The organism is Myxococcus sp. MxC21-1 (assembly GCF_032612255.1).
Lineage (GTDB): Bacteria > Myxococcota > Myxococcia > Myxococcales > Myxococcaceae > Myxococcus > Myxococcus virescens.
In genome coordinates this window covers 5,453,903-5,477,517 of sequence record NZ_CP123278.1, presented here as the reverse complement: position 1 = coordinate 5,477,517, position 23,615 = coordinate 5,453,903, and the positions used below count along the sequence as shown (strand labels likewise).

Annotated in this window: 25 protein-coding genes; 12 read left to right on the top strand and 13 right to left on the bottom strand. The window is 67.4% G+C overall.

The features are described from left to right. Positions 1-62 precede the first annotated feature (62 nt). The 6 genes from QEG98_RS24235 (at position 63) to QEG98_RS24210 (ending at position 2,994) form a co-directional block, all read left to right on the top strand. Positions 63-320: a hypothetical protein gene (locus QEG98_RS24235; protein ID WP_316563004.1), complete on the top strand. Its 258-nt coding sequence runs from the start codon at positions 63-65 to the stop codon at positions 318-320. 106 nt (positions 321-426) lie between these two features. Next, entirely contained in the window at positions 427-888 is a 462-nt protein-coding gene (locus tag QEG98_RS24230) for a hypothetical protein (protein ID WP_316563003.1), read from the top strand. A 202-nt stretch (positions 889-1,090) separates the two neighbouring features. Further along, positions 1,091-1,492, top strand: coding sequence for a hypothetical protein (locus QEG98_RS24225; RefSeq protein WP_316563002.1), 402 nt, complete (start codon positions 1,091-1,093; stop codon positions 1,490-1,492). 12 nt (positions 1,493-1,504) lie between these two features. Then, entirely contained in the window at positions 1,505-1,885 is a 381-nt protein-coding gene (locus tag QEG98_RS24220) for a hypothetical protein (RefSeq protein ID WP_316563001.1), read from the top strand. Positions 1,886-1,928: 43 nt separating this feature from the next. After that, positions 1,929-2,750 carry an FAD-dependent oxidoreductase gene (locus QEG98_RS24215; RefSeq protein ID WP_316563000.1) on the top strand — a complete coding sequence of 274 codons (822 nt, stop codon included), beginning with the start codon at positions 1,929-1,931 and terminating at the stop codon, positions 2,748-2,750. Continuing rightward, on the top strand, positions 2,677-2,994 hold the full coding sequence (locus QEG98_RS24210; RefSeq protein WP_410477831.1) for an NAD(P)/FAD-dependent oxidoreductase: 318 nt from the start codon (positions 2,677-2,679) through the stop codon (positions 2,992-2,994). Before QEG98_RS24215 ends, QEG98_RS24210 begins: the two co-directional genes overlap by 74 nt. Positions 2,995-3,041: 47 nt before the next feature. Here QEG98_RS24210 and QEG98_RS24205 read toward each other — a convergent pair whose 3' ends face one another. Together QEG98_RS24205 and QEG98_RS24200 are read right to left on the bottom strand one after the other, a co-directional pair. Next, positions 3,042-4,880 carry a hypothetical protein gene (locus QEG98_RS24205; protein WP_316562998.1) on the bottom strand — a complete coding sequence of 613 codons (1,839 nt, stop codon included), beginning with the start codon at positions 4,878-4,880 and terminating at the stop codon, positions 3,042-3,044. A 191-nt stretch (positions 4,881-5,071) separates the two neighbouring features. Further along, positions 5,072-5,380: a hypothetical protein gene (locus QEG98_RS24200; RefSeq protein WP_316562997.1), complete on the bottom strand. Its 309-nt coding sequence runs from the start codon at positions 5,378-5,380 to the stop codon at positions 5,072-5,074. Positions 5,381-5,590: 210 nt separating this feature from the next. On the opposite strand from QEG98_RS24200, the gene QEG98_RS24195 reads away from it, so the two are divergent. Both QEG98_RS24195 and QEG98_RS24190 read left to right on the top strand, forming a co-directional pair. Continuing rightward, a complete protein-coding gene (locus tag QEG98_RS24195) occupies positions 5,591-6,142 on the top strand; it encodes a molybdenum cofactor carrier protein (protein ID WP_316562996.1) in 552 nt (183 codons plus the stop codon). 89 nt (positions 6,143-6,231) lie between these two features. After that, the gene (locus QEG98_RS24190; RefSeq protein WP_090494100.1) at positions 6,232-6,627 is read left to right on the top strand and encodes a hypothetical protein; all 396 of its coding nucleotides are present in this window, start codon (positions 6,232-6,234) and stop codon (positions 6,625-6,627) included. Positions 6,628-6,909: 282 nt separating this feature from the next. On the opposite strand, the gene QEG98_RS42140 is transcribed toward QEG98_RS24190, so the two are convergent. Beyond that, positions 6,910-7,197, bottom strand: coding sequence for a hypothetical protein (locus QEG98_RS42140; protein ID WP_410477830.1), 288 nt, complete (start codon positions 7,195-7,197; stop codon positions 6,910-6,912). A 98-nt stretch (positions 7,198-7,295) separates the two neighbouring features. Between QEG98_RS42140 and QEG98_RS24180 the strand changes: the two genes are divergently transcribed. Then, positions 7,296-10,898 (top strand): AAA family ATPase, encoded by a 3,603-nt coding sequence (locus QEG98_RS24180; RefSeq protein ID WP_316562995.1) that lies wholly within the window; start codon positions 7,296-7,298, stop codon positions 10,896-10,898. Here QEG98_RS24180 and QEG98_RS24175 read toward each other — a convergent pair. Beyond that, positions 10,891-12,306 (bottom strand): B12-binding domain-containing radical SAM protein, encoded by a 1,416-nt coding sequence (locus QEG98_RS24175; protein ID WP_174257058.1) that lies wholly within the window; start codon positions 12,304-12,306, stop codon positions 10,891-10,893. The genes QEG98_RS24180 and QEG98_RS24175 overlap by 8 nt on opposite strands. Before the next feature lie 397 nt (positions 12,307-12,703). Between QEG98_RS24175 and QEG98_RS24170 the strand changes: the two genes are divergently transcribed. Beyond that, the gene (locus QEG98_RS24170; RefSeq protein WP_141593589.1) at positions 12,704-13,240 is read left to right on the top strand and encodes a YceI family protein; all 537 of its coding nucleotides are present in this window, start codon (positions 12,704-12,706) and stop codon (positions 13,238-13,240) included. Here the strand turns inward: QEG98_RS24170 and QEG98_RS24165 are convergent. After that, the gene (locus QEG98_RS24165; RefSeq protein ID WP_316562994.1) at positions 13,138-14,235 is read right to left on the bottom strand and encodes an endonuclease/exonuclease/phosphatase family protein; all 1,098 of its coding nucleotides are present in this window, start codon (positions 14,233-14,235) and stop codon (positions 13,138-13,140) included. The two genes, QEG98_RS24170 and QEG98_RS24165, sit on opposite strands and share 103 nt — an antisense overlap. Before the next feature lie 180 nt (positions 14,236-14,415). Here QEG98_RS24165 and QEG98_RS24160 point away from each other — a divergent pair, with 180 nt between their 5' ends. Further along, entirely contained in the window at positions 14,416-14,568 is a 153-nt protein-coding gene (locus tag QEG98_RS24160) for a hypothetical protein (RefSeq protein WP_167371199.1), read from the top strand. A gap of 16 nt (positions 14,569-14,584) precedes the next feature. On the opposite strand, the gene QEG98_RS24155 is transcribed toward QEG98_RS24160, so the two are convergent. From QEG98_RS24155 to QEG98_RS24130, 6 genes are all read right to left on the bottom strand, one after another. Next, positions 14,585-14,887 carry a hypothetical protein gene (locus tag QEG98_RS24155; RefSeq protein ID WP_316562993.1) on the bottom strand — a complete coding sequence of 101 codons (303 nt, stop codon included), beginning with the start codon at positions 14,885-14,887 and terminating at the stop codon, positions 14,585-14,587. A gap of 82 nt (positions 14,888-14,969) precedes the next feature. Continuing rightward, entirely contained in the window at positions 14,970-17,204 is a 2,235-nt protein-coding gene (locus QEG98_RS24150) for an ATP-binding protein (RefSeq protein WP_316562992.1), read from the bottom strand. A 12-nt stretch (positions 17,205-17,216) separates the two neighbouring features. Further along, positions 17,217-18,404, bottom strand: coding sequence for a hypothetical protein (locus tag QEG98_RS24145; RefSeq protein WP_316562991.1), 1,188 nt, complete (start codon positions 18,402-18,404; stop codon positions 17,217-17,219). 2 nt (positions 18,405-18,406) lie between these two features. Then, positions 18,407-19,135 carry an ImmA/IrrE family metallo-endopeptidase gene (locus QEG98_RS24140; protein ID WP_316562990.1) on the bottom strand — a complete coding sequence of 243 codons (729 nt, stop codon included), beginning with the start codon at positions 19,133-19,135 and terminating at the stop codon, positions 18,407-18,409. After that, entirely contained in the window at positions 19,132-19,452 is a 321-nt protein-coding gene (locus QEG98_RS24135) for a hypothetical protein (protein ID WP_316562989.1), read from the bottom strand. Before QEG98_RS24135 ends, QEG98_RS24140 begins: the two co-directional genes overlap by 4 nt. 43 nt (positions 19,453-19,495) lie before the next feature. Then, positions 19,496-20,062: an RNA polymerase sigma factor gene (locus QEG98_RS24130; RefSeq protein WP_316562988.1), complete on the bottom strand. Its 567-nt coding sequence runs from the start codon at positions 20,060-20,062 to the stop codon at positions 19,496-19,498. 477 nt (positions 20,063-20,539) lie between these two features. Here QEG98_RS24130 and QEG98_RS24125 point away from each other — a divergent pair, with 477 nt between their 5' ends. Then, entirely contained in the window at positions 20,540-20,743 is a 204-nt protein-coding gene (locus tag QEG98_RS24125; protein ID WP_316562987.1) for a hypothetical protein, read from the top strand. Between the two features lie 38 nt (positions 20,744-20,781). Here QEG98_RS24125 and QEG98_RS24120 read toward each other — a convergent pair whose 3' ends face one another. Then, positions 20,782-21,999, bottom strand: a complete 1,218-nt coding sequence (locus QEG98_RS24120; RefSeq protein WP_316562986.1) for a glycoside hydrolase family 19 protein — start codon at positions 21,997-21,999, stop codon at positions 20,782-20,784. Positions 22,000-22,261: 262 nt separating this feature from the next. Further along, the gene (locus QEG98_RS24115; protein ID WP_316562985.1) at positions 22,262-23,536 is read right to left on the bottom strand and encodes an MFS transporter; all 1,275 of its coding nucleotides are present in this window, start codon (positions 23,534-23,536) and stop codon (positions 22,262-22,264) included. Between the last annotated feature and the right edge of the window lie 79 nt (positions 23,537-23,615).

Below are 23,615 nucleotides of genomic sequence, written 5' to 3'. Positions count from 1 at the left end.
GAGCGCTGGAACCGGCGGCGGAGCGGCTGGCAAGGCCCGCGGGCTTCGAGCTCTTCCTCGCCGTGCAGCGGGAGCGGCGCGCGGGTGGGTGGCCTCGCTTCGTGTTCATGCGCAGCTCGAAGGAGCGCAAGCCGTACCTCATCGACACCGCGAGCCCCTTCGCCGTGGACCTGCTGTCACACCTGGCGCGGGACGCGGAGCGCCTGTCCGTGGAGGAGATGTACCCGGCACCGGAGCAGCTCTGGCTGAAGGACGAGCGGGGCCGCTACACCTGTGAGCTGCGGATGCAGTTCACCCGCTGGAGCGAAGGACCGGCCTGACGCCCTTTGACAACCGGGGCGCATCGGCTACCAGAATGGTCCCTTCCCCAGCCTGGAGGTGCTTCCCGCCTTGCCAGGATTTCGGGTCCTTTTGAGGAGACAGTCAATGTCCGGTGAAAACGTCGTCGCTCCCCCCGTCAAGAAGCTGAAGCGGCCGGTGGAGGAGGTTCGCGCGGAGCTGCTGGCCGACGCGGACGTGAAGGAGCAGGCCCGTCTGCTCAAGGTGCCCGTCGAGGAGTACGTGGAGAAAATCATCGACTATGCCCTCAACCCGGAGAAGCCGCCCCAGATCGAGATCGTCCCCGACGAGGAGCTGAAGGCCAAGGACCCCAACGTCCCCACCATCGAGGAGCTTCAGGGGCACCTGCAGGACATCGTCGACGGCCGCGTCGTCATCAGCCGGGCGCATCAGCGGGATGGCTTCAGCGACCAGGACGCGGACGCTCGCTACAAGTCGGCGCTCGCGTCAGACGCGGCGCAGACGGGCGCCCCAGAGAGCCGCAAGGGGACGTCCGCCAGCGATCTGCACGCCGCGGAGGGCAAGACGCCTTCCACCGACAGGAATTGATCGGCGGCGGACCCGGCCCGGGGAGCATTTCCCGGAATCCCCGGTGCCTTGTCCCTTCGCTAAGTCCTTGAATTCAAATGGGCTTTGGGGTGCGTCCGGTTTTTTCGGGTAACAGGGAAACAAATCTGCCCGTCTGCCGACAATTCTCACATCGGACGCACTTGATGGCTGCACCGCAGCCATCCTCTCAAGGGGAACTACCATGGGCGGTCTCAAGGGAATCGTTGGCAAGGTGCTGAACGTCGTCAAGCCGTTCGTCTCCGCGGTCAACCCGCTGCTGGGCGCGGCGATGGGCTTCGCCAGCGGCCTCATCCAGGGCAAGAACCCGCTCCAGGCGCTCATGGGCGCGGCGACGGACCTGATTCCGGGTGGCGGCGCCTTGAAGAACACAGTGGGCAAGTTCGCCAGCAAGTTCCTCATGGACGGCGCGGGCGGCAACAGCCTGCTGAGCGGCGCGCTGAATCTGGCCACGGGCAAGAGCAAGGTCACCGACGTGCTGGGCGACCTGATGAAGAACACGGCGAAGACGGGCCTGAGCCAGCTGGGCATGAAGAACGCGGCCGAGCTGTCCGCGCAGCGCATGTCGCAGTTCCTGGTTTCGTAATAGCATCGCCGGATGACGCCCATCCTCTACGTTCCAGAGCTGCACTTCGCTCAAGTGCAGGAGTGGCTGCAGTTCTGGAACGATGCCGTCACGCCAGAGACGCTTCCTCAGACGGGCTTCATCATCCCTGGCAAGGCGGCGGGATTTCTCTACCGGACCGACAGCTCGCTGGCCATGATTGAGACCCTGGTGGCCGCGCCGGGGCTGTCCAAGGAAGAGCGAAGCGCCGCGGTCGACCTCGTGGTGGCCGCCATCTGTGAGGAGTCCACGAGGCTCGGGTTCCAAGTGCTGGTGGGCTACACCCAGTTGGACGCGGTGGTGAAGCGCGCCGAGCAGCACGGCTTCATCTACGTGGATGGTGGCTTTCACGTCATCGCCAAGCGTCTCAGGTGAAATGAAGCCTGGGGCCGACATCTTGATTCTCGGAGCCGGTGTCGTGGGCCTTTCGGCCGCGCGCCGGCTTTCTGCTTTGGGCGCGAGCGTCACGGTGCTGGACGCCGTGGATCCGGGAGGCCGGGGCTCGCGCGCCGCCGCCGGAGTCGCCATTCCGTCCGTGCGGTTGTTCGATGACCCGGTGATGTTGGCGTTCGCCCGGGCAGGCCGCGGCACGCTGGCGGAGGACCTGGCCTCGCTTCCGGGAGGCGACCTGCTTCGCCGAGGCAACGGCATCCTCCGCGTCGTCGCGGACGCGAAGGCGCGCGATGCCCTGGCGGCGAAAGCGGTGGCGGACGTGGAAGGACTGGGCACCTGGCGGGATGCCGCGAGCCTGGTGTCGCTCGAGCCCGCGCTGGAAGGCACGCCGCTGTTCGGTGCCTTCGAGACGGACCAGGGCCACCTCGTGGACACGGATGGCTACGTCGACGCGCTCCTGAAGGCCGCTGCCCACGTGGGTGTGCGGTTGCGGCTGGGCGTGGCCGCGCGCTCCGTTTCCGAATCCTCCACGGGGGTCGAGGTCCAGACGGAAGGGGAGACGTTCCGGGCGGACCGGTTGCTCGTGTGCGCGGGGCCCTGGTCGGCAGGCGTGGAGGGGTTGCCTTCGTTGCCGTTGAAGCCCGTGCGTGGGCAGATGCTGGTGGTGCACCAGCCGGGATTGCACCTGACGCGCGTCGTCTCGGGGCCCTCGTACCGCGCCGTGGCGCTCGGGCGAAATCGTCGTGGGGGCGACGGAGGAGGACGCGGGCTTCGTGGAGCAGGTGACGCCCGCGGGCCTGCTGCACCTCAGTGCCACCGTCGCGAAGCTGGCGCCGCGCCTGCGTGACGCCCGGTTCGTCCGCGCCTGGGCGGGGCTCCGGGCCGCGACGCCGGATGGCCACCCGTACATCGGCCGTCATCCCGGCACCCGGCGCACCTACGTCGCCACGGGGCTGAGTGGCCAGGGCATCCTGACGGGTGCGTATACCGGTGCCTTGCTCGCGGAGCTCGTGGCGCACGGCCATTGCGCCGCCGCCGAGCCGTTCTCGCCCGCGCGTATCACCGACGGTTCTCCGCTCGCAACGCGCTGAGCAGGTGCTCGGCGCTCACGGATGTGCAGATGCGCCCCAGCGGGGCGTCAGTACAGGTTCACCGGGTCGAATGGGCGGTTGAGCTTCGTCCGGGCGCGAGGCAGCACTGCGTGTACCGCCTTCGCATCCCCCTGTGCGAGCGCGGCCTTCAGCGCCTCCGTCTGCTTCGGCCACGTCGTGCTCGCCTCCGCGCACCGCACCGCCTCCGACCAGTCCGTGCGTCCGGCCGCCACGGCTTGTCCAGCCAGGCTCTCCGCCGTCTTCAGCGGGTCCCCAATGGCGCGCGCATGCTCCTCCGCGCGAACGAACCAGTCCACGGCGACAGCGGGCTGCTGCTCGTCCAGGAACAAGCGTCCCAGCTCCGCGGCAATCACCTGCCGGTGGAACGAGTCACCCAGCGCATCGGCGTTGGCGAACGCCTCGGTGAAGTGGGCCACCGCCGCGTCACGCTCGCCAGCGGCCAGCTCCAGCCCCGCCAGCCGGTAGCGGTGGTGCTTGGCGAAGTTCACGCCCCAGCTCTCGCTGATCTTCTCGAACCGGCGCCACGTGGAGATGGCATCACCGAACTGCCGCGCCGTCTCCTGCAGATAGCTGGCGTTGGAGATGAGGTTGATTTTCAGGTGCGTGGCGCTCGCGTCGTGCAGGTCCCCCACGCAGCGCATGGCCTGCTTCTCCTCCACCAGCGCCATGTCCAGCTTGCGCTCCAGGAACCACGTCAGCGCGCAGACGTTGCGCAGCCAGCCCTCCTGGAGCGCCCGGTCCGGGGACGTGCTGCGCTCCAGCGCGGCCAGCCCCGCGGCCACCTCCGTCCTCGCGTTGGGAAGCTGCCCGAAGCGCTTCGTCAGGGTGAGCGCGCGGAACATGTGCAGCCGCGCCACCAGCTCGGGAGGAATCCGGCATGCCAGCCCTCGCCCAAATGCCTCCATCGCCGCGTCGTGCGCGCCGGTGTAGACATGGACCACGCCCATGCTGCGCGCGAACAGGGCCTTCAGCTCCTCGACGTCACCCAGACTGGCGCGGTCAATCTCGATGGCGGGCGTGGCGAAGCCCGTGTCCAGCGTCTCCCAGGCCTGGACCACGCGAGACGCCAAGGCCGCGTCCGTGTTCGCCGCCAGCACCGCCAGCCCCTGCTCGGCGGCCAGCATGGCGCCTTCGTAGTTGGTGGTGAAGAAGCAGCTCCGGATGGCGAGGATGGCGGCGGCCACCCGGGTTTCGGGCGCCTGGGCCGCGTCCACCGCGACCTGGAGATAGCGCCCCTCCAGGTCCACCGGCGCTTCCTGCGCGCGCGATGACACCGGACCGGGCGTCGGCACGCGGGGCGCACGCATCCGGTCGCACAGCGCATCCAGGTAGGCCCGCCGCCGGGACTCGAAGGACTCCGCGCCATGGGGCCGGCGCACGTTCCACCCGGTGAACAACAGGGTGCCATCCAGCCCTTCCAGGCGGCTCCACTCGGCCGCCCGCATCACCGCGCGCAGGCTCACCAGGTCACATTCACCCGCGCCGTGGAGCACCAGGGGCCGGCCGCTGACGCGCAGCGTCTCCACGATGGCCTTCGCGGCCACGTTGAGGACCCAGAACATCTGCTCCGATTCGCGGTGGAGGCGGCGCTCGGAGGGCGTCAGCGCCAGGTCACCGAGGTCCGGCACGCCGTCAATGGCGCCGGGAAACAGCCGGTTCCATTCGGAGGGATGGGCGCGGGACAGGGTGTGGACGACCTGGGGCGCGGCGGTTTCACACGCGCGAAGGACCTTTCTCAGCCCACCGAACGCGACAGGCAGGGCCACCCCCACGTCTACTTCGATGGCGTGCGAGGGCAGCGCGGCGGGCAGCGACGACTCCACGGTGACAGCCAGCTCGCGGGGACGCGTGAAGGGGGGACTCACGGGAGGCTCCTCGGAGGGGCGCAAGGTGGGGGTGAGACACAAAATCTGTCTCACACGCATCCTCACACCCTCTCAGGAACTGAGCAATCTGGCCTGCCCGGAAAATACCAGGTGAAACGTCACTTTCCGGGCATGGCCGGATGTGTCGAGCCCAGCGCCTGGAGATCCGTTCCCAGCGGACGACGGGAACGTCAGTCATGCGTGCCGATGTGCTGATCGCCGTGGTGAGTGCAAACCCAGTGGAAGGCGCAGGAGCAGGCCACGGCGCGGGCGCGGGTGCAGCACCGGCCGCCGAAGTGCTCGGGAAGGGCCGTGGCCTCGTCGTCCTCGGGAGGCTCTGGCAGGCACCGGGGCGCCGAGCGGCCGGACTCGGCGGGCTCGTTGTCGCAGCAGCCGCGCTCCATGCAGCGGGGGCACAGGGACAGCTCGCAGTGGGCGCACCAGTCGAACACTTCACCGGCGCTTCCGCGGCGCTCACATCCTCCACAACTGTCGAACATGGACGACCTCCAGTCGCATGCCGATGAAGGTAGAGAGGGGGTCTGACAGGTGAAGCGTCCGATCCGTCACGCTCCACGTGTGAAGGCTTCCATCGGTGAACGCCCGGCGGGGGGAATGTGGGGCAATGAACCGTCGTGAGAGGAAGACGGCGCGCGGTTGGAACAAGCTGGAGGAAGGGCCCGTCATTACCGGGGGAAGGAGCAGAGCCCATGCGCAGGCCACGGCGGATCATCGGTGTCTTCGGTTCTGGCAAGGAGGACCACGCGGAGCGGGTCATCCCGCTGGTCCGGTGGATCGCCGAGGCGGGCTTCGACCTGCTCACGGGCGCTGGCAGCGGGGTGATGCGGACGGCGGCGGATGCCTTCGTCCAGGTGGAGTACCGGCACGGCATCTCCATTGGCATCGTCCCAGGTACGGTGGAGGGCGGCGAATACCGGCCCCGCTCGGGCTACCCCAATCCCAACGTGGAGCTGCCCATCTACACGCATCTGCCGCTCAGCGGAGAGCAGGGGACGGATCCGCTCAGCCGCAATCACATCAACGTGCTCACGCCGCACGCCCTGGTGTCGCTGCCCGGGGGCACGGGGACGGTGGCCGAGGCGGTCCTGGCCCTGCGTTATGGCAAGCCGGTCATCCTCTACGGGCCGCCGGAGTCCTTCCGGCGCTTCCCAGCGGAGCTGGAGCGGACGGACTCCCTGGAGCGGGTGGCCGAGTTCCTCCGAGCCGCGGTGCGTGATCCGCTCCGCCTGGCCGTGCCGTAGCCGCTGGAAAACGTCTAGGATGATGCACTCGGGGGAACGGGCGGTGGCCACCCAGGCAGGGCGGGCCGCGTCGTCTCGAGTACGCCATCATGATCAGTCCCGACCATCCGCTCGCCAGCTGGTTCCTCGTCATCGCCGGGACGCTCTTCCTGGTCGTCTTCGCGATTCCCCTGCTGCTGATGCCCCTGACGTGGGCGCGCTGGTTCGGGTGGCGGCTGCCGGAGGGGAACAATCACCTCACGGTGTACTTCGGGCGCTGCCTTGGCGCGGTGGCGCTGGCCATCATCCTCACGGCGGCCCGTTTCGTGTCTCGGCCAGGCCCCGCCATCTTCGACCTCATCGGCTGGGTGTGTGCGGGAATGGTGGTCGTCCACACCTGGGGCGCGCTGAAGAAGGCGCAGCCGGTGTCGGAGACGGTGGAGATTGGCTTCTATGCGGTGGTAGGCGTGCTGGCCATGTGGATCCGCTTCAACGCCCTGGGCTGAGCGCACGGCCATGTCTCCGGTGGACATCGACCCCATCCTCGCGACGTTGGCGCCCTACATCCCCGGCGCCGTGCTCCGGCGTCTGGAGCGCACGGAGGCGCACGCGCTGCCGCTCGTGGAGCCGGTGCGAGGCGCCATCCTGCTCCTGGACATCGCGGGCTTCACGCCCATCGTCGTCAGCCTGAGCGGCGCCGGGCCCCGGGGCATCGATGCGCTCCAGCGGCTCCTGACGAGCTACTACACGGAGATGATCGACGTCGTGAAGGACCACGGCGGTGACATCTACCAGTTCGCCGGTGACTCCATCCTGGCCTGCTTCGAGGTGGAGCCGGACGTGGACGCCAGCGGCGCGGTGCAGCGCGCGGCCCGGTGTGCGTTGGACGTCCAGCAGCGGCTGTCCCGCTTCGCGCAACTGGAGCTGCTGGGCCAGCGCTTCAGCGTGTCGTCGCGCATCGGCATCGGGTTCGGCGAAGCCCACCGGGTGGTGTTGGGCGCCACGGGCATGTGGATGCACCCCGCGCTCATCGGCCAGCCGCTGGCGCAGGCGGTGGCGGCGGAGAAGCGGGCCACGGTGGGGGAGGTGCTGCTCAGCCCGGAGGCGTGGGCCCTGCTGCCGGAGCCGGCCCGTCAAGGCGAGGCCCGCGGCAGCGCGTACCTGGGCGCCCACCGTGCCGTTGCGCGTGCCTCCAGCACCCGGCTTCGTGTTGCCCTCGGGGCCGGAGATGGTGGCCCGGTGCTCGCTGCTGCTGCACCCGGTGCTCTTCACGAAAATCACGACGGCGCACCAGGAGTTCAGCGGCGACTTCCGCGACGTCACCTGCTTCTTCCTCCGCTTCGACAGCCAGCGTGCGTCCGCGCGGCCGGAGGACTTCACCCGCGACCTGAACGCCTTCTACGAATACGTCCAGCGGGAGAGCGCGCACCACGGCGGCGTGTTGCTGATGACGGACTTCACCGACAAGGGGAACGTCCTCTACGTCATCTTCGGCGCGCCCACGGCCTTGCAGAGCAAGGAGGTGCTGGCCTGCCGGCTCGCGTGCAAGCTGATGCGGGAGCGGGAGTCCTTCCCCTTCGTCTCGTCGCTGCAGATTGGCATCGCCACCGGTCCGGCCTACTTCGGCGACATGGGCTCTCCCTGGCGCAAGGGGTACTCCGCGCTCGGCGAAGTCGTGAACATGGCCGCCCGCCTGATGACGCACGGGCAGGGCAGCGGCATCCACATCGACGCGCAGACGGAGCGCAAGCTGCACCAGGGCGGCTTCGACACCGAGTTCGTGGAGGACGCGCGGCTCAAGGGTGTGTCACGCGCGGTGCCTGTCTACCGGCTGTCGGCGGAGGTGCGCCGCAGCCTGTTCCTCAAGGGCAAGGGCGACATCGTCGGCCGGCAGCGAGAGGTGGAGTCGCTGCGCCAGGCCGTGGACGAATCGCTGGAGGGCCACGGCCGCATCTGCGTGGTGTCGGGCGAAGCGGGCATCGGCAAGTCGCGGCTGGGCGCGAAGGTGGTGGAGGTGGCGGAGACGCGGGGGGCCCACAGCCTCTACGGCATCTGCTACTCGTACGAGATGTTCACGCCCTTCTTCCCGTGGAAGGAGGTGCTCGTCCAACTCTTCGGACTGCACGAAGGCGACGACGTGGAGACGCAGCTGTCCCAGCTGCGCCAGGGCTTCGCGGGCCTGGAGGACACGGGGCCGGAATGGATACCCGTGCTCGCGGGCATCCTGGGCTTGCCCGTGGAGGAGTCACCGCTCACGCGCGACCTGGATGCCCGGCGGAAGAACCAGAAGCTCTTCCAAATTATTCTCCAGCTCCTGGAGAAGGTGTCGCGCCAGACGCCGGTGCTGCTCTTCTTCGAGGACCTGCACTGGGCCGACAACATCTCCGTCGACCTCATCGAGTACGTCGCCGCGCGGCTGTCCCCGCTGCGGGTGACGCTGCTGGTGACGATGCGGCCGGGCGACCACCTCAAGAGCCTCAAGGGGCTGCCCGGGCTGCGATGGTTGGACTTGTCCAGCCTGGATGACGAGGACACGCGGGCGCTGCTGCGGCTGCACCTGCGCATGGAGGCGCCGGACACGGCGCTGGAGGACCTGCTGCTGGCCAAGGTGCAGGGCAACCCGTTCTTCACCGAGTCCATCGTCCAGGGCATGGTGGAGAAGGGCTACCTGGGGCCGGTGGCGCCGGGGGCGGAGCGGTTGGAGCTCAAGCGCAGCCTGCAGGGGCTGGAGCTGCCGGACTCCATCCAGGACGTGGTGCTGACGCGCATCGACCTGCTCACGGAGACGGAGAAGCTGGTGGTGCGCGTGGCCTCCGTGGTGGGCCGCATCTTCACGCTGGAGGCGGTGGCCGCGCTGGCGCCCGGCTCGGTGTCCCCGGAGCGGATTCGCGAGGCCATCGACACGCTGACGCGGCTGGGGCTCATCCTCCTGGAGTTGGAGGAGCCCTTCACCTGCATCTTCAAGCACATCGTCATCCGCGACGTGGCGTACACCACGCTGCTGGTGTCCGCGCGCGAGGACCTGCACCGGCGCATGGCGCGCTTCATCGAGGCCCGCGCCGGGGAGAACCCCGTCAAGTCGGCGGGCATCCTGGCCTACCACTCGCTGGCAGGAAACGACGAGGTGAAGGGCCTGGAGTACACGTTGATGGCGGCGCGCAGCGCGCGCGAGCAGTACGCCAACGACGACGCCGTCCACCACTACAACCGGGCCATGGAGATTCTGGGTGGCACCGTGGCGTTGGACCCGGAGGAGGTGCTCCGCAAGACGCACGTCGTGATGAAGGAGCTGGCGGAGACCCTGCTCAACGCGGGCAACTACGCGGGCGCCATCCTCATGTTCGAGCAGTGTCTGGCGGACGAGGAGCAGGTGCCGCGCCGCGCGGAGATTCACCTGGGCCTGGGCCGGGCCCACCAGGAGAAGGGCGAGTCGAAGCGCGCCATCCAGGAGCTGGAGACGGCGCTGGAGCTCATGGGGCGCACGATGCCGCGGAGCATGGCGGCGCTGGTGCTGCGCTCGGTGCTGGCCATGGGGCTGCACCTGCTCTACGGCCTGTTCCCCTGGCTGGTGCGGCCACTGGGCGCGCGGCTGCCGCTGTACCTGAAGCAGCTGTCCACGCTCATCTCGCTCATCAAGATCTACTACTTCGCGGACATCGGGAAGCTCACCTGGGCCACGCTGGTGGCCACGACGATGGCGGAGCGCTCGCGCAGTGAGTACGGCCTGAGCCTGGCGACCAGCTACTACGGCTCGTTGCTGTTCGGCTCGGGGCTGGTGGGGCGTTCGGGGCATTGGTGTCAGCGCGCGCTGGAGCATGCGCGGCGCTCACGGGATACGGCGGCGGAGGGCGTGGCGTTGAGCCGGCTGGCCACGCAGTCCATCTTCACCAACGAGCAGGCCCGCGCCACCGAGTACGGCGAGCAGGCGGTGTCGCTGCTGCGGCAGGTGGGGGACATGTGGGAGGTGCAGACGGGCCTGATGATGCTGGCCACCAGCCAGTTCCTGGCCTCGCGCTTCCAGGATGCGGAGCGTGCGTACCTCGAAATGGGGCGCGTGGGTGTGGAGCTCAACGCGCTGATGCACCAGGGCTGGTCCCACGCGTGGGTCCCCATGTGCCGCTACCTGCGGGGCGATGGAGATGTGGGGGAGCTGTGCGCGGAGCTGGAGGAAGGTCTGCGCATCAGCATCGACGTCCAGGACCTGGCCAACCAGTGCGCCAGCCTCAATCACCTGGTCAACGTGGCGGTGCGCGAGCACCAGGTGGAGGAAGCCGCGCTGATGGCGGTGCGCGCCGACGAGGCGCTGTGGCGCTACCACGTGCTGGTGCCCTTCCTCCAGATTGGGCTCGTGGACGCGGCGGAGGGCGCGCTCTTCGCGCTGGAGCAGGGCGCTGTCTCCGTGCCGCGCGAGCAACTGTGGGCCCTCTACCGCCGCTGCGCGCTCAAGGCGCGGGCGTTGGGGGCGCTCTACCCCTACCTGCGCGGCCCGGCCTTGCGGGTGATGGCGCGTGCGAAGGCGCTCAAGCGGGGCGCGAAGGCCGCGGAGCCGCTGTTCGACCGCGCGCTCGAGGTGCTGGAGGCCACGCCCAACCGCTGGGAGACGGGCGTGGCCTACCTGGACGCGGCGGCGGCGTTGCCTCACCGGCGCACGGCGTTGCTCGCCCGTGCGCGTGGCATCTTCACCGCCATTGACGCGCAGGCGGAGCTGCGGCGGGTGGAGCGGCTGGAGTCCAGTCCTCGGGATACGGCGCCGGTGCTGGCGGCGGCGCTCACGTGAGCCGCTGCGGCTGAAGTCCCAGCTGGGCCATCTGCTGCGTGTCCCAGTACTCCAGGGCGTCCTGCCCGGCGATGTAGCGCCGCGCCGTGTTCTTCACCGGGTTTCGGATGCTCACGATTTCGGGCCCGGAGAAGAGGATGGTCTGCTTGTACCGGGGCATGTCGCTCATCGTGAGCTTGGACCAGTAGTGCCGGGCGATGTTGGGCAGGCTGCCGAGCTGCGCGCAGAGCCGGTGGAAGTGCTCCACCACCTCGGACGTGTCCAGGTTCTTGGGACGGTGGCAGAGCGTGTAGCCGTCGTAGTCGCGGCTCAAGGTGCCTGGCAGCAGGCGGTTCTCTGCCTGGAGCTCGCGGAAGAAGGGCGTCTCCGGATAGGGGCAGACGATGCCCAGGAACGTGACGGAGAAGTACTGGAGGTCGGAGAGGTACTCGGGGAGCTTCTCCAGGTACGCGTTGGTGTCTCCGTCCGAGCCCACGATGAGGCCGAAGGACAGCAGGATGCCGGCGGAGAAGACGCGGCGGATGACGGCGTCCACTTCGCTCAGCTTGTTCTGGCCCTTGTTCATGGCCTTGATGGAGTCGGGGTTGAGGGACTCCAGGCCGGTGTAGACGTAGCGGCAGCCCGCCTTGGCCATCAGCTTCACCAGCGACTCGTCCTTGAGGACGTTGAAGGTGAGGGCGCAGCCCCACGTCTTCTTGAGCGGGATGAGGGCTTCGCACAGCTCGCGCAGGTATTTCGGTGAGCCACCGAGGTTGTTGTCGAGGAACACGAAGGCGTCATCCATCAGCCCCATGAAGTTGGGGTTCCAGTGCATGTGCTGCTGGATTTCGTCGATGACGTGGGCGACAGGGCGATAGCGGTAGCGCTCGTTGCCGGTGAGGACGCAGAAGTTGCAGGAGAAGGGGCAGCCGCGTGAGGCCTCGATGCCGGGCAGGCGCAGCTTGTTGTGGGTGAAGTCGATGAGGTCGTAGCGGTAGGGCCGGATGGCGGCGGGGCCCAGCGGCGGGCGCTGGTAGCGCGGCTGGAGCTGGCCCTTCTCGAAGTCCTCGATGAGCGCGGGAACGTTGGCCTCGGGCTCGCCGGTGATGACGGCGTCGAAGTACTGCTGGGCGTCATCCGGGAAGTAGCTGGCGTGGCGGCCGCCGGCGACCGTCGTCATGCCTCGCTGGCGGAAGAGGGTGGAGAGCACCTTGGTGTGCTCGTAGAAGGAGTGCAGATAGGAAAAGAAGACGAGATCCCAGTGGCGGTCCATCGGGATGTCGCGCTCCTTCTCGTTGAAGATCTCCACCTCCGCGTGCGGGGGGCACAGGCCGGCGATGAGCTCAGGCACGGAGGACTGCATGATGGAGGGCTCTTTGAGGCGCAGCCGGGTGGGGTGCGTGTACGTGGCGATGACGGCAATCCGCATGCGATGACGTGGCTCCAAGACGAGGCGGCGTGGCCACGGTGCGGCAAGGAGCGCTTGTCACATGGTTCGGCTCCCCCCGGCCTGGCCGTGAAAGCAGAATCCCCCCGTTTCAAGCTTCACGCAAAATGACAGCGGCTCGATGTCGGGGGACCGGCGACGCGGGCGATGCAGGAACGCCCACGCCACACCCCGCAACACGCGCTCAAGCGGAAGGATGAGACGGAACCATCGCGAGTTCCAGACTGTCGTGTTTCGCGCGCGATTCATCATGCATCCGGCTTCGTCACACCGTGTGCATGGAGTTTCAATGAGTGGGTCATTATCTAGTCAAGGTCCGCTTGCGCCCCCCCGGCGCGCACCGGTTTTCCCCGCCCCCTCATCCGCCGAGCGCCCTCCCATGACTGTCAGCACCTGGAACATCGACGCTTCCCACTCGTCCGTCCTCTTCGTCGCGCGCCACATGGTGGTGGCGCGCGTCCACGGTCGCTTCGAGCGTTTCTCCGGAATCCTCCGCGTGAATCCCGAGCAGCCCACTCAGGGTGAAGTCGAGATGTCCGTGGAAACGGCGAGCATCTACACGGGCTCGTCAGACCGGGACGCGCACCTGCGTTCACCGGACTTCCTCGACGCCGACGCGGCGCCCAAGCTCACCTTTCGCAGTACCAGGATTGAACCCGCGGGCGGTGCCAGCTTCCGGCTCCTGGGCGACCTCACCATCCGCAACGTCACGCAGCCGGTGGCCTTCGACGCCCGGCACATCGGCACGTCGAAGGACCCGTGGGGCAACTCGCGGCTCATCTACTCGGCGCGCACCACCGTCAACCGCACCGATTACGGCATCCGCTGGAACAAGACGCTCGACAATGGCGGCTGGCTCGTCAGCGAGAAGATCGATCTCGAGCTCGACATCCAGGCCATTCCCGCCACGGCCTGAGCCGGGCTCAGGGCGCGGGCAGGAAGTCCGCGTACACGGCGGCGTGGTCCGACCCGCCATAGCCGCCCCGTGGGTCCCTCGCCGTACGGAACGAGCCGGGCACATACGAGCCGCCGCCGCGCGCCGGTACAGGTGGTCAATGGCCTGGTGGTCGCCGTGGTAGGTGTACGTCCACGTCTCGCTGGCTGGCCGGTCGCTGGAGACGCGCAGCAGCGCGTCGTCGCGCTCCAGCGCGGTGATGGGCTCCGAGCCCGGTACGTCGTTGAGGTCTCCCCAAGGACCACCAGCGCGTCCGGAGCCGCCAGGGCCGCGCCCGCGACGATGTCCCGCGCCGCCACGGCCTCGGCGAAGCGGCGCCCGGCGTCGTCGTTGGACTTGGAGCGGAAGTGCGCGGAGAAGACGATGACCTTCTTCCCGTCCACGTCCAGGTGGACCTCCAGCAGCTCGCGGGAGAACCGGGTGGCGGAGCCATCCGGGCGCCACAGCGTGCGTTCCCGATGCCCGCGGACGTCGGTGATGGGGTGGACGGAGAGGACGGCCACGTCCACGGACGCCGCGGCGCCCGTCTCGCCCAGCTCCGAATAGCCGAAGCGGGGGAGCCGTGACGTGAGCGCGTCGAGCGAGGCCTGGGTTTCCACCTCTGCCAACAGCACCACGTCGGCGTTCAGTCGCGAGATGGCGGACGCGAGCCGGTCCGCCTGGAGGCCGAACTCGGAGGGGGTGGGCAGCGCCTCATAGTTGCTGCCGCCGCACGCATCGGAGTCGCACACCGTGTCAAAGAGTCGCTGCACGTTGAAGGCCGCGATGCGCACGCTGCCTTCGAGCGCGGTGTCGGGCGGTTGCTGCGGTCCACAAGCAGCCCCGACACACGGCTCATTCGGCCCCGGTGGTGTTTCACGCCCCTCACAGGCGGACAGCGACACGAGGGCGGCCAGCAGGGCCGCGGCGCGGAGGCGCTTGCGGTCCCTCGACGCAGAGGGAAGGGGGCGTGACATGGGGCCGTGAGACTACCCCATCGAAGCCCTGGCGCGGGCAGGCAGGCGGGGCGCAGCGTCGCTAGGAGACGTCCTAATCTCACGCGCATTGCTTACTGCTGAGCGTTACGGCATGAGGACGCACGGCGGTGGGTTTCGAGATTACCGTACGGACAGTTCGTGCGGAGGGGAGTGCGCGGCATGGTGGTCGAGATTCTGATCGGCGCAGCGGTGATGACGCTCATCACCGTGATCTTCACTGGGCCCGGCATGTGGAGCTCCACCTGGGGCTACCGGAAGAGGGAGGGACAGGACGCGTCGAGGTCCTCCGGCGAGAAGAACAAGACGTCGTAGTCTCCCGCGCCCGGCGTCACTGGCAGATGCCGGGGCAGTCCGTTGCTCCCGAGCCAGGCGAGCAGGCATCCAGCGGGTCGTCCACGCAGCGTGTCCCCGGCGACACGCAATCGCCATGGAACGCACCGCAGCATTCGACGTACCCCTGAGGCACGTCGCACGGCGTCGCGAAGCTCCGGCACTCGGCGTCGCCCGAGGCAGGCCGAGCGAACACCCGCACCTGTGCGCAGGCACCACTGTCATCGTCGGAGGTTCCGCTGCAAGCCGTGAGGAGCAGCGGGGCCACGACCGCGAGCGCGGCCTTCATGTGTCGGTTCATGTCCGCTTTCTGGCCAGGGCTGGCCCGCGCGTCCAGTCCCCCCGCACCCAAGGTGTCAGGAGGATGAAACGCGAGGCACGTGTCACTCCACCAGCAGCCGCTTCACCGGTGCGGGGTCCACCGCGACCATCAGCGGCCGGGTGAAGTTGCTGAACGACACCAGTGCCTGACCGGGGGCCAACCGTGACACCCGGTTCCAGAGGCTCTCGTCGATGCTGCCCGCGGTTTTCTGCATGCGTGAGATGACAGAGCTGTCGGCGATCTTGTGGATGACGAAGTTGTTGATGAGGCCCAGCACCTCGTTGGGCAGGTGCTGCGGAAGCTGGGTGACGAAGACGAGCCCCATCCAGCGCTTGCGGCCCCGCTTGGCGATCTTCGCCACCTGTTCGAAGAGCACGGGCATCTGGGCAATGCGGTTCGCGGAGAGGAACTCGTGGGCCTCTTCGATGATGATGAGGACCGGCGTGACGGATTGGTCCTTCGCGTTGGCCCGCTCGTAGCGTCGCTCCTGCGCCTCCTGGAGGCCTCGCAGGATGTCTGCGATGACCAGGTTGTTGAGCTGCGGTGAGTCCGTGTCTGACAGGTCGATGACGGAAACGCGCCCGGGTGTGAGCATGGACTCATAGTCCACGCCTTGCTCGTGACCCACGTCGAAGATGCCCAGGCGCCGCAGCCGGTGGAGCTTGCTGGCCAGGGCCTTCCAGCTGATTTCGTGCCGGCTGCTCTGGGCCATGACGCGCGCCATGACCCGGCCGAAGTTGCTCTTGAACTCGGTGCGCAGCATCAGTCCGCGCGATGGCGCCTTGGCAGTGACGTCCGGGTCGGCCTCCGCGTCGTCGTTCTCCTCGAGCAGGGACGCCTGCTTCCGCGGGGTGGCGCGTGACTTGCCACGCGTCTCCGATTTGCCTTCGTCACTGAGGCTGTAGATGTACGCGCTGACCACGTCCAGCACGTGGTCGATGGTCATTTGCGGAAAGCCCGTGGACAATTCGTCCACGTCGAGGACCTGGCGGCGCTCTTCTTCCGTCTGCGGGTAGATGTTGAAGTCTTCGAGCAAGAGCTTGGTGACGTCGTAGGCCTTGAGGAACCGCTCCTGCTGTGCGTCCGACATGTCGAGAATCTCCGCGAGCGCGTACGGAGACAGGCTGGAGAACTTGAGCGAGAACGAGTGCTTGTTCCGGTGTCGCGGATTGAGGCTGTCTCGCCCGGTGAGGTGGTGGATGTGCAAGTCCTTGACGCCCTGCGGACGCTGGCCTCGCCGTTTGAGCGCCTCGAGCATGGCGGCATGGTCGGTGGGCTGGTCCACGTGCGTGTATTCACCCTCCACGTCGAAGACGATGGTCGCGATGCCATCCGCTTGGGCTCGGTGGATGAGCGTGGCCACCGTGGTGGACTTGCCGCCGCCCGTGGTTCCGATGATGCCCGTGTGGCGTGGGAGGATGGATTTGTCCCGGGGATTGAGCCGGGCCTCCATCTTTTCGTACCCGACCACCAGCCCCAGGCACATGTCGCCGCCGACGCCCAGCACGCGAGCGCTCTCCGCCTCGTCGAGCAGGAAGACGGGGCTCTGCGGCCGGGGCCGGAAGCGGGGAGGCTTCAGCGTGCCTTCGACTTCCTCTCCGACAATCTCAATCTCCGCGCGCCCGTGATAGTCGAATGTGTACGCCAGCTTCTTGCCGTGGGTGACCACGCCAATGGCCATGGTGGAGTTGGCGGGCACCGCGTTCGGTTCCGCGAAGGGGCCCCGCACGACGACGCCCAGGTAGGTGCGGTTGTCCTCCCTCGACCTCACCCGGACCAGCGTCTGCGACGCGAGCAGGTGCAAATCCTCGCGCGTGAGCAGCACGGTGATGAGGTTGTCCTGGCTGGAGGTGACGTCGAAGTGGGTGAATCCCACCGCCGTTGCCAGCTCTGGATCCACCTGGGGACCGGTATGGGCCTGGTTCCTGAGTTCGTCGAGCTCGTTCAGCGTCTGGGTGGGGGTCGGTCGAACGACCGCACCGTCAGGCTCCCGCGGAGACACGGGCCCAGGGGCCTTGCCATTCATGACGGGGGCTGCCGCCGTGGGGACAGGGCGGTGCTGTCCATTCTTCCCGGGCGGTGGCCGGCCTACGCCCATGTTCGGCATCGGGCCGGGGCGTGTGGGACCGTTGGGGGGCCTCGCCGCGCGGTGGCCGGGCGGTGGATCGCCCCAATTGCCTGGGTCCTCCGACACGTCACCCGACCGGGTCACAGCCTGTCCTGATGCGGCGGGTTGCCCCCGGAAAGTTCCGGCACCCGGCGCGCGTTGCCCCCTGCCGTCGTCAGCCATGTTCATGGTCCCCCTGGCCTAATGGCGCTTGGTGTGCTCGTTGAAGAACTCGAGGTTGGCTCCTGCCTGGGCATAGGCGTCATGCACGAGACCCATGAACCCATCCTCACCGAAGGCGCTCCGGCACGACGCTTCCGCGACATCGAGCAGCATGGGGAATCCCCGATCGGGTCGGAGGATGCTGTCCGCCATGGCGACTCGCGCCGCGAGGTGGACGTGGTCGCGATGCGCATAGAATGAGCGGGGAGGGGTTCGCTCAGATGCGCGAAACACACCGGAGATGACTTCGGGGCAGCATTCCTGAACGAACCTCGCCGCGAAGTTCTGGCTGCGGTCCCCGTACTTCCATTGCTCGATGACCCGCTTCCCATAGCGCTCGAGCGTTTCGAAGATGACGTACTCGCCAGCCTGGAGCGCATGACCAATGGTCAGGATGCCTCGCTCCTCGAGCGTGCTCGGAACGAACACGAACTTCTTCTGCTGGAGGATGAGACGCCTGAGCACATGGATGGATTCGCGCAGGAGGCCCATGTAACCCGAGCCCGTGATCAGTTCATAAGCGCATGGATTGCCATGCCCGATACGCCACTCCGCTTCGGACTTGTCCACGAGCACGGCCCGTTCGGCGTAGGTCTTGATACCGCGACGAGCCAGTTTGGAAAGCGACCGCTCGCGAGGACTGGCCGACCTGTCCATCCGCTGGTTGATGCACGCGAGTGCCTCTTGAACGGGATTCGAACGCTGGTCCGACATCTCCTTCCGGAACAGCCGCTGAGAAAATGTTCCGCTCGTCCCTCCGTAACCCACCGCGGCGATTCCAATCTGGGTGATTCCAATCGGCAGGCTCTCGTGACTCGTCGAGATGCTGTTGACGGCCTCCACCTTCCCAGAGAAGAGCAGGCTCTGATGGACCGTGGCCAATTCTTCGGGCGTGGCCCGGTAGACTCCAGCCTCTTTGGCACCACCGCGAGCGTTCGCGGAGATTTTCGGGAGGACTTGTTGCCGGATGATCTTCTTCACGGCGCCCTCCTTGTCCACGGCATTGGCGATTTCCTTTCGGAACCGTGCCATGACGCTCTCCAGGTCGAGCCCCTGCGACCATGTGTCGAGGTTGAGCGTCGTCCGCAGATCCTCTCCAAACGCGTCGAAGAAGTCGTCGTCACCGACGAGGTCCGCTCCGTCTTCGGCGTGAAAACCACCCGCCATGCCTAGCTCCTGTCTTCGCCAAGAAATTCGATGATGGAGAATCGCTGGGCGCGCTCCTGTCGCATGAGCGCGTGGGCATAGCCCCTGGCCTTGTCTTCAGGGAGACCGAAGCGGCTGGCCACCCGCAGGACGCCGTCTTCTCCCGGGGTGATACGGAGCATCCGCCGCACGAGCTCTGCTGGCGCGAGGAACTCGAGCGCGAGCCGGTCGGCACGCCGTTCGGCTTCCGCAATGGCTCCGGAGGCAAGGTGCCCGGATGGGGTCCTGTCCATGAGCTTGACCTGGACGCCCAATGGGACCTGCCCGAAAACCGAGGACAGCCTTTCCTCCAGGCTTGCGTTTCGCTTTCCGTCGAGGACGGGGAGGATTCCTTCTCCGAAGTAGCGCAGGGCTCGCTCCCGGGGAATCACGTGGTCGAGCACGAAGTGCGCGACCTCATGTGCCACGGTGAAGCGCTGTTCATCCTCCGAGTCACCCGTGTCGTGGAAGAGCAGGGCGCTCCCTTTCCACGCGACCATGCACCCGTAGATGTCCCGGTGGGTGTCGGAGATGGGATGGGGAACTTTCCGCTTCGATGTCCAATCCGCCACGTGCGCTGTCGTGAGCCTGGGGATGGGTACCGTCTCCACGGACAGCTGGTAGGGGGCCTCTACGGCCAGGTCGCGCGGATACGCAGTGCACTCCTGGAGCCCACTGATGGCCATGGCCTCATCCAGCCAACGACCCATCATGGAGTATCCTCATCGTCACGAATGCGGTCCCTGGCCGCGATTTGGATGAGACGGGCACCGGTCACCGCCTCGCCTTCGTTATCGGATGTCAGGGCGTCGATGACCTCGACGTGTCGAAGCACTCGGACCAGGACCCGCTCGTTGACCGCGAAGCGCTGAGCGACCGCGATGGTCTGCCTGGCAAAAGAAGCGCCAACGGGACGTCGGCAGAGGGACAGCCAGTGAAGCGCTTCCAGCGAGCAACCCAGTTCGTTCGCGAGGTCCGTGGTGGTGATGCCTTCAATCGCGCGGTAACGCTCGAACGCATGGCCAAGCATCCAGGCTTTCTCTGTGCTCCGCCTGGCCGCAGTCTCAAGCCAATCAGGATTCGTCACCGAAAACCTCCCTTCCAAAGCGCACCAGCCACTTCATGATGCGGTCACGGTTGCGCTTCACTTCGCGCTGGATGTCGACTGCGGGGAGCGCCCCCAGGCCGAGGACCTCGGCGAACCGCTGGGTCGACCGTTCTCCCTGGAGCATGAGTCCGAGGAACGCGCGGTCCACCTGGGACAGGTCGGATTGTTCGATGCGTTCCACGATGCGCTTCACCTCCGCGGATTGCTCCAAACAGTCTTTCGGAGACCTCCCCAGAAGTTCGAAAAGGAGGCCGAATTTTTCTTCGCGCGCCTGGCGCCTCGTCGCCGAGCGCTGCCAGTCAGTGACCGTGTTCTTCGCGGATTGCGCCAGGTAGGCGAACAGGCGACCTCGCTGCGGGTCAAAGCGCTCGGGGGCCTCGAGGTAGTCGAGCAACACGTCGATGGCGGCGTCACGGGCCATTTCGTGGGTGCATCCTCGGGCGTACTTCACGGCCGCGATGATGGGGTCGACGAAGACCGCAAACGCGTCCACGTTCGCCACCGACTCTCGCTGGAGGATGCGCGCATGCAACGCGACGTCCTCGTCTCGTGTTGGAATTCCCATCCTGACTCCTCATCGGAAGTTTCCGTGGACGCGCTCAATACGTGCGCGCATGTGCTCCTTCGGAGCCGCACTGGTGAGTTCGACGGAAACATGCATCTGCGCCACCCAAATGGTTCCTGGCAGGCGCGCCGCGTGTCTGTACCTCCCGGGTGGTATGTTCATGGACGGTAATGCAGACAGTGGAGTCAATGCACCTGGGCTCCATTCGTTGGCTTGGGCGAGTCAGGTTTGCCAACGGCGCAGGTCGTCGCGGACTCGGCGTCTGCGAAGACACCCTGCTTCCGTGTCTGATGTTGTGATGCACTGCGTGGTCTCCTGCCCTGCCAGCCGGGGAGGAGCGGGGGCTTCTCGAGACACGGACTGTTCAGGAGTTCTGGCGCGCGTTGCCCATACCACCCAGGTGGTAAAGACAGACCCATCCCTCGGCTGCACTCTTCGGGGCGGATGCTGGCGTTGTCCGATGCAACCCAGGGCGGCTCGGGGGGACGTTCCGGGAGCGCGGTCGACGCGGGGAGCGCCGTCAGGCGCGGCAGCGCGTTCCTTCGGGAGACGGGGCAGGGGCTGCCCGGTTCCGGACGCGGGTGCTGCCGGGGCGAGGTGCTGGAGCCGGGCGGCCTGGAGCAGGAGGCCGCCCGGCGTTCGGCGTGAGGTGGAGGTGCGATCCATCCCCACCTTGGTGACGCGGCTCAGCAGCCCAGGTTGCCGCCAGGGCTCACGCCGAGCATGTTGGTGAAGTGCTGATAGTTGTTGATGCGGCTCTGCACCTGGCCCGGGTTGCCACCATTGCACTCCAGCGAGCCATTGATGGTGCGGATGGTCTCACCGAAGCCGTGGCCGTCGACCATGGCGCGGTGCGCGGACATGGTTCCGGCGCCGGCCTGCGTGGTCCAGAACCAGAATGCGGAGCGCCACGCGGCGTTGGCGTCCTGGGCCAGCAGGTCCGGGTTGGTGTGAAGCGGCAGCCCCAACGCGGCGCCGGCGGCGCAGTAGTTGCCGTTCCAGGACAACTGGATGGGCCCACGTCCGTAGTACTTCTTGCCCGCGACGCAGTAGCAGCCCGGCGGACCCCATGAGCCGCAGTAGTCACCGCGATTGATCTCCTCCACGTACACGTAGTTGCCCGTCTCATGGGCCGTGTTGGCGAAGAAGGCCGCCACCTCGCGCTTGCGCGTCTCCAGCGAGCCCGTGTTGGCGAAGGCCGGGAAGGTGTTCGCGGCGGCAATGAGGCTGCTGTACGTGTAGAAGGGGTTCCGGTTCGGGAACATGGCGTTGAACGTGGACTCGCTCAGGATGGCGGCCAGCCCCGTGCCGGGGTTGCCACCGCCCCCGTCGATGCGGTCGAACGTCCAGCGCTGGTTCGTGCGCTGTTCGTAGGGGTACTGCACCAGCTCCGTGCCATTGGCCGTGTTGCCCCAGTACACGTCAATGGCCATGTCCGTGTGACGCGCGCGGATGCTGAACTCGCTGCCCACTTCCTTCACGAAGCGGAACTGCTGGTTCGCTCCGCCGCCATAACTCCATTGGTGGACCAGCGCGTTCGGCGCGGTGCTCACCTCCTTGATGTCGAGCGCCTTGTTGCTGTTCACGTTGATGATGCTGAAGTAGCCCCCGGACGTGGGCGTGACGCGGAAGCGCTGCGCATTCGTGCCGTTGCAATCCCATTGCTGCACCTTGGCGCCGTCCGCCGTGCTCGACGAGGCGACGTCGATGCACTTGTTCGTCATCACCGAGCGGATGACGTAGGTGCCTTCGGTGATGGTGTCGACAATGGCGGCGCCTTCCACCTGGCCCACCGGTTCGAGGGTGGCGGGCACTGGCTCGGCGTCGCCACAGCCTCCCAGGGCGCTCAGGCCCCCACAGATTCCCAGCAGGGCCAGACTGCGTGACACGAACTTGCCGGACATGCTTGTGCTCCTTGCGGTCGAGGGTTTCTCGGGCGCGCCACGCCTGGGGCGGGCGGAGGCCTTGGCTCCGGGGCCGGAGCCGCAAGGACTGTACGGCAGTCTGTAAAACAGGAATAAGCTGGAGGTGCCGCCGGGCGCGAAGCGTTGACCAGCGGACGCGCCGCGGCGGCTCAGGCTTGCTGTTGCGCCGCGGGGATACCCTGGGGCAGCAGCGCGTCTGGGAGCTCGTCTTCCACGCCGCGCACGCGCGGGGAGGACGCGGTCAGCATGACGCAGCCCGCCAGCAGGAGGCCCAGGACGACGTAGAGCAGGGCGATGCCCCGGCCCGGGCCGGTGCCCAGCACCGGCCGAAGGTGTTGGCCAGGGCGCCGTCCGGCGCCATCCAGGGGTCGAAGACCTTGTCCGTCAACGGGCCCGCGAGCAGTGCGGCGATGGGCGGGGCGACCAGCGCGAGCATCCGGCGCGTGGCGAACACCCGTCCCTGGATGGCGGGAGGCACCTTGCTCTGCCAGATGGCCTGCGAGCAGCCCATGGCCACCGGCGCGGTGAACATGAACACGAAGGCGGCGCAGGCGACGACGAACACGCTGGCGGGGAGCGCCGCGGCCAGCAAGGCCACTCCCGCGACGAGCTCCGCGCCCAGCACGCCCCGGATGCGCCGCTTCGGGCCGCCCCAGACGCCCATGGTGATTCCACCCGCCACCATGCCGACGCCGGAGCAGGACACCACCAGGCCCAGCGTCGTCGGGTCCGTGAAGCTCAACACCAGCGGGGTGATGAGCACCGTCACCAGCACGGTGATCAGGTTGACGGCGGAGCTGAAGCCCAGCAGTCCGAGCAGGCCGGTGCGCTCGCGGATGAAGCGCCAGCCCAGCGCGATGTCCGTCCACAGCGACTTCCTGGCCTCGGTCCGCGCGGCGTCTGGTTCGGGCTGGGGGATGCGCACGCTCAGCAGCGTGGCCACGGCGAAGAGGAAGGTCGCCATGTCGATGAGCAGCACACCTTGCAAGCCGATGCGCACCACCAGCACGCCCGCCAGCGCGGGGCCCAGGAGCTGGCCCGCGCTCATGGCCAGTTCCACCATGCCATTGGCCCGGCCCAGGTTCTGCTTGGAGACCAGCAGCGGCGTGGTCGTGGAGAAGGCCAGGACGCGGAAGGTGCTGAAAGCGGCGCTCATCGCCAGCGGGGGATAGAAGTGCCAGTTTTGAAGGGGCCACAGCCCGGCACGGTCCGCCGCGACAAGGCACCACATCAACCCGATGGCTGTCATCGCGCCCAGGTCCGCCAGCAGCATCACCCGCTGACGGTTGCTGCGGTCCACCATGGAGCCAGCGACGGGCGCGAGCAGCACCATCGGGAGGAACCCGAAGAACGACGCCAGCGAGTACTCCGTGACGGAGTCGCTGTTTTGGTAGACGTAGACACCCACCGAGAACTGGGTGAGGCCCGTCCCCAGCGATGAGATGAGCTGACCCAGCCAGATGAGACTGAAGACCCGGGCAGGGTTCGTGACGACGTTCCTGCTTGAGAATGCCATGCCGTCAGCGGGCCTTCCGCGGGCGTGCGCCGCTCGGTGTCAGATGCATGGCTAGAGTCTTCGTGAGCACGGCCAGGAC

Coding starts and splice junctions, on each gene's coding strand:
- QEG98_RS24230 (WP_316563003.1), top strand. CDS start 427: ATGTCCGGTGAAAACGTCGTCGCTCCCCCCGTCAAGAAGCTGAAGCGG.
- QEG98_RS24195 (WP_316562996.1), top strand. CDS start 5,591: ATGCGCAGGCCACGGCGGATCATCGGTGTCTTCGGTTCTGGCAAGGAG.
- QEG98_RS24145 (WP_316562991.1), bottom strand. CDS start 18,404: ATGGCGGGTGGTTTTCACGCCGAAGACGGAGCGGACCTCGTCGGTGAC.
- QEG98_RS24220 (WP_316563001.1), top strand. CDS start 1,505: ATGACGCCCATCCTCTACGTTCCAGAGCTGCACTTCGCTCAAGTGCAG.
- QEG98_RS24160 (WP_167371199.1), top strand. CDS start 14,416: ATGGTGGTCGAGATTCTGATCGGCGCAGCGGTGATGACGCTCATCACC.
- QEG98_RS24135 (WP_316562989.1), bottom strand. CDS start 19,452: ATGCTTGGCCATGCGTTCGAGCGTTACCGCGCGATTGAAGGCATCACC.
- QEG98_RS24140 (WP_316562990.1), bottom strand. CDS start 19,135: ATGATGGGTCGTTGGCTGGATGAGGCCATGGCCATCAGTGGGCTCCAG.
- QEG98_RS24150 (WP_316562992.1), bottom strand. CDS start 17,204: ATGAACATGGCTGACGACGGCAGGGGGCAACGCGCGCCGGGTGCCGGA.
- QEG98_RS24175 (WP_174257058.1), bottom strand. CDS start 12,306: ATGCGGATTGCCGTCATCGCCACGTACACGCACCCCACCCGGCTGCGC.
- QEG98_RS24200 (WP_316562997.1), bottom strand. CDS start 5,380: ATGTTCGACAGTTGTGGAGGATGTGAGCGCCGCGGAAGCGCCGGTGAA.
- QEG98_RS24225 (WP_316563002.1), top strand. CDS start 1,091: ATGGGCGGTCTCAAGGGAATCGTTGGCAAGGTGCTGAACGTCGTCAAG.
- QEG98_RS24120 (WP_316562986.1), bottom strand. CDS start 21,999: ATGTCCGGCAAGTTCGTGTCACGCAGTCTGGCCCTGCTGGGAATCTGT.
- QEG98_RS24155 (WP_316562993.1), bottom strand. CDS start 14,887: ATGAACCGACACATGAAGGCCGCGCTCGCGGTCGTGGCCCCGCTGCTC.
- QEG98_RS24170 (WP_141593589.1), top strand. CDS start 12,704: ATGACTGTCAGCACCTGGAACATCGACGCTTCCCACTCGTCCGTCCTC.
- QEG98_RS24125 (WP_316562987.1), top strand. CDS start 20,540: ATGCTGGCGTTGTCCGATGCAACCCAGGGCGGCTCGGGGGGACGTTCC.
- QEG98_RS24115 (WP_316562985.1), bottom strand. CDS start 23,536: ATGGCATTCTCAAGCAGGAACGTCGTCACGAACCCTGCCCGGGTCTTC.
- QEG98_RS24165 (WP_316562994.1), bottom strand. CDS start 14,235: ATGTCACGCCCCCTTCCCTCTGCGTCGAGGGACCGCAAGCGCCTCCGC.
- QEG98_RS24190 (WP_090494100.1), top strand. CDS start 6,232: ATGATCAGTCCCGACCATCCGCTCGCCAGCTGGTTCCTCGTCATCGCC.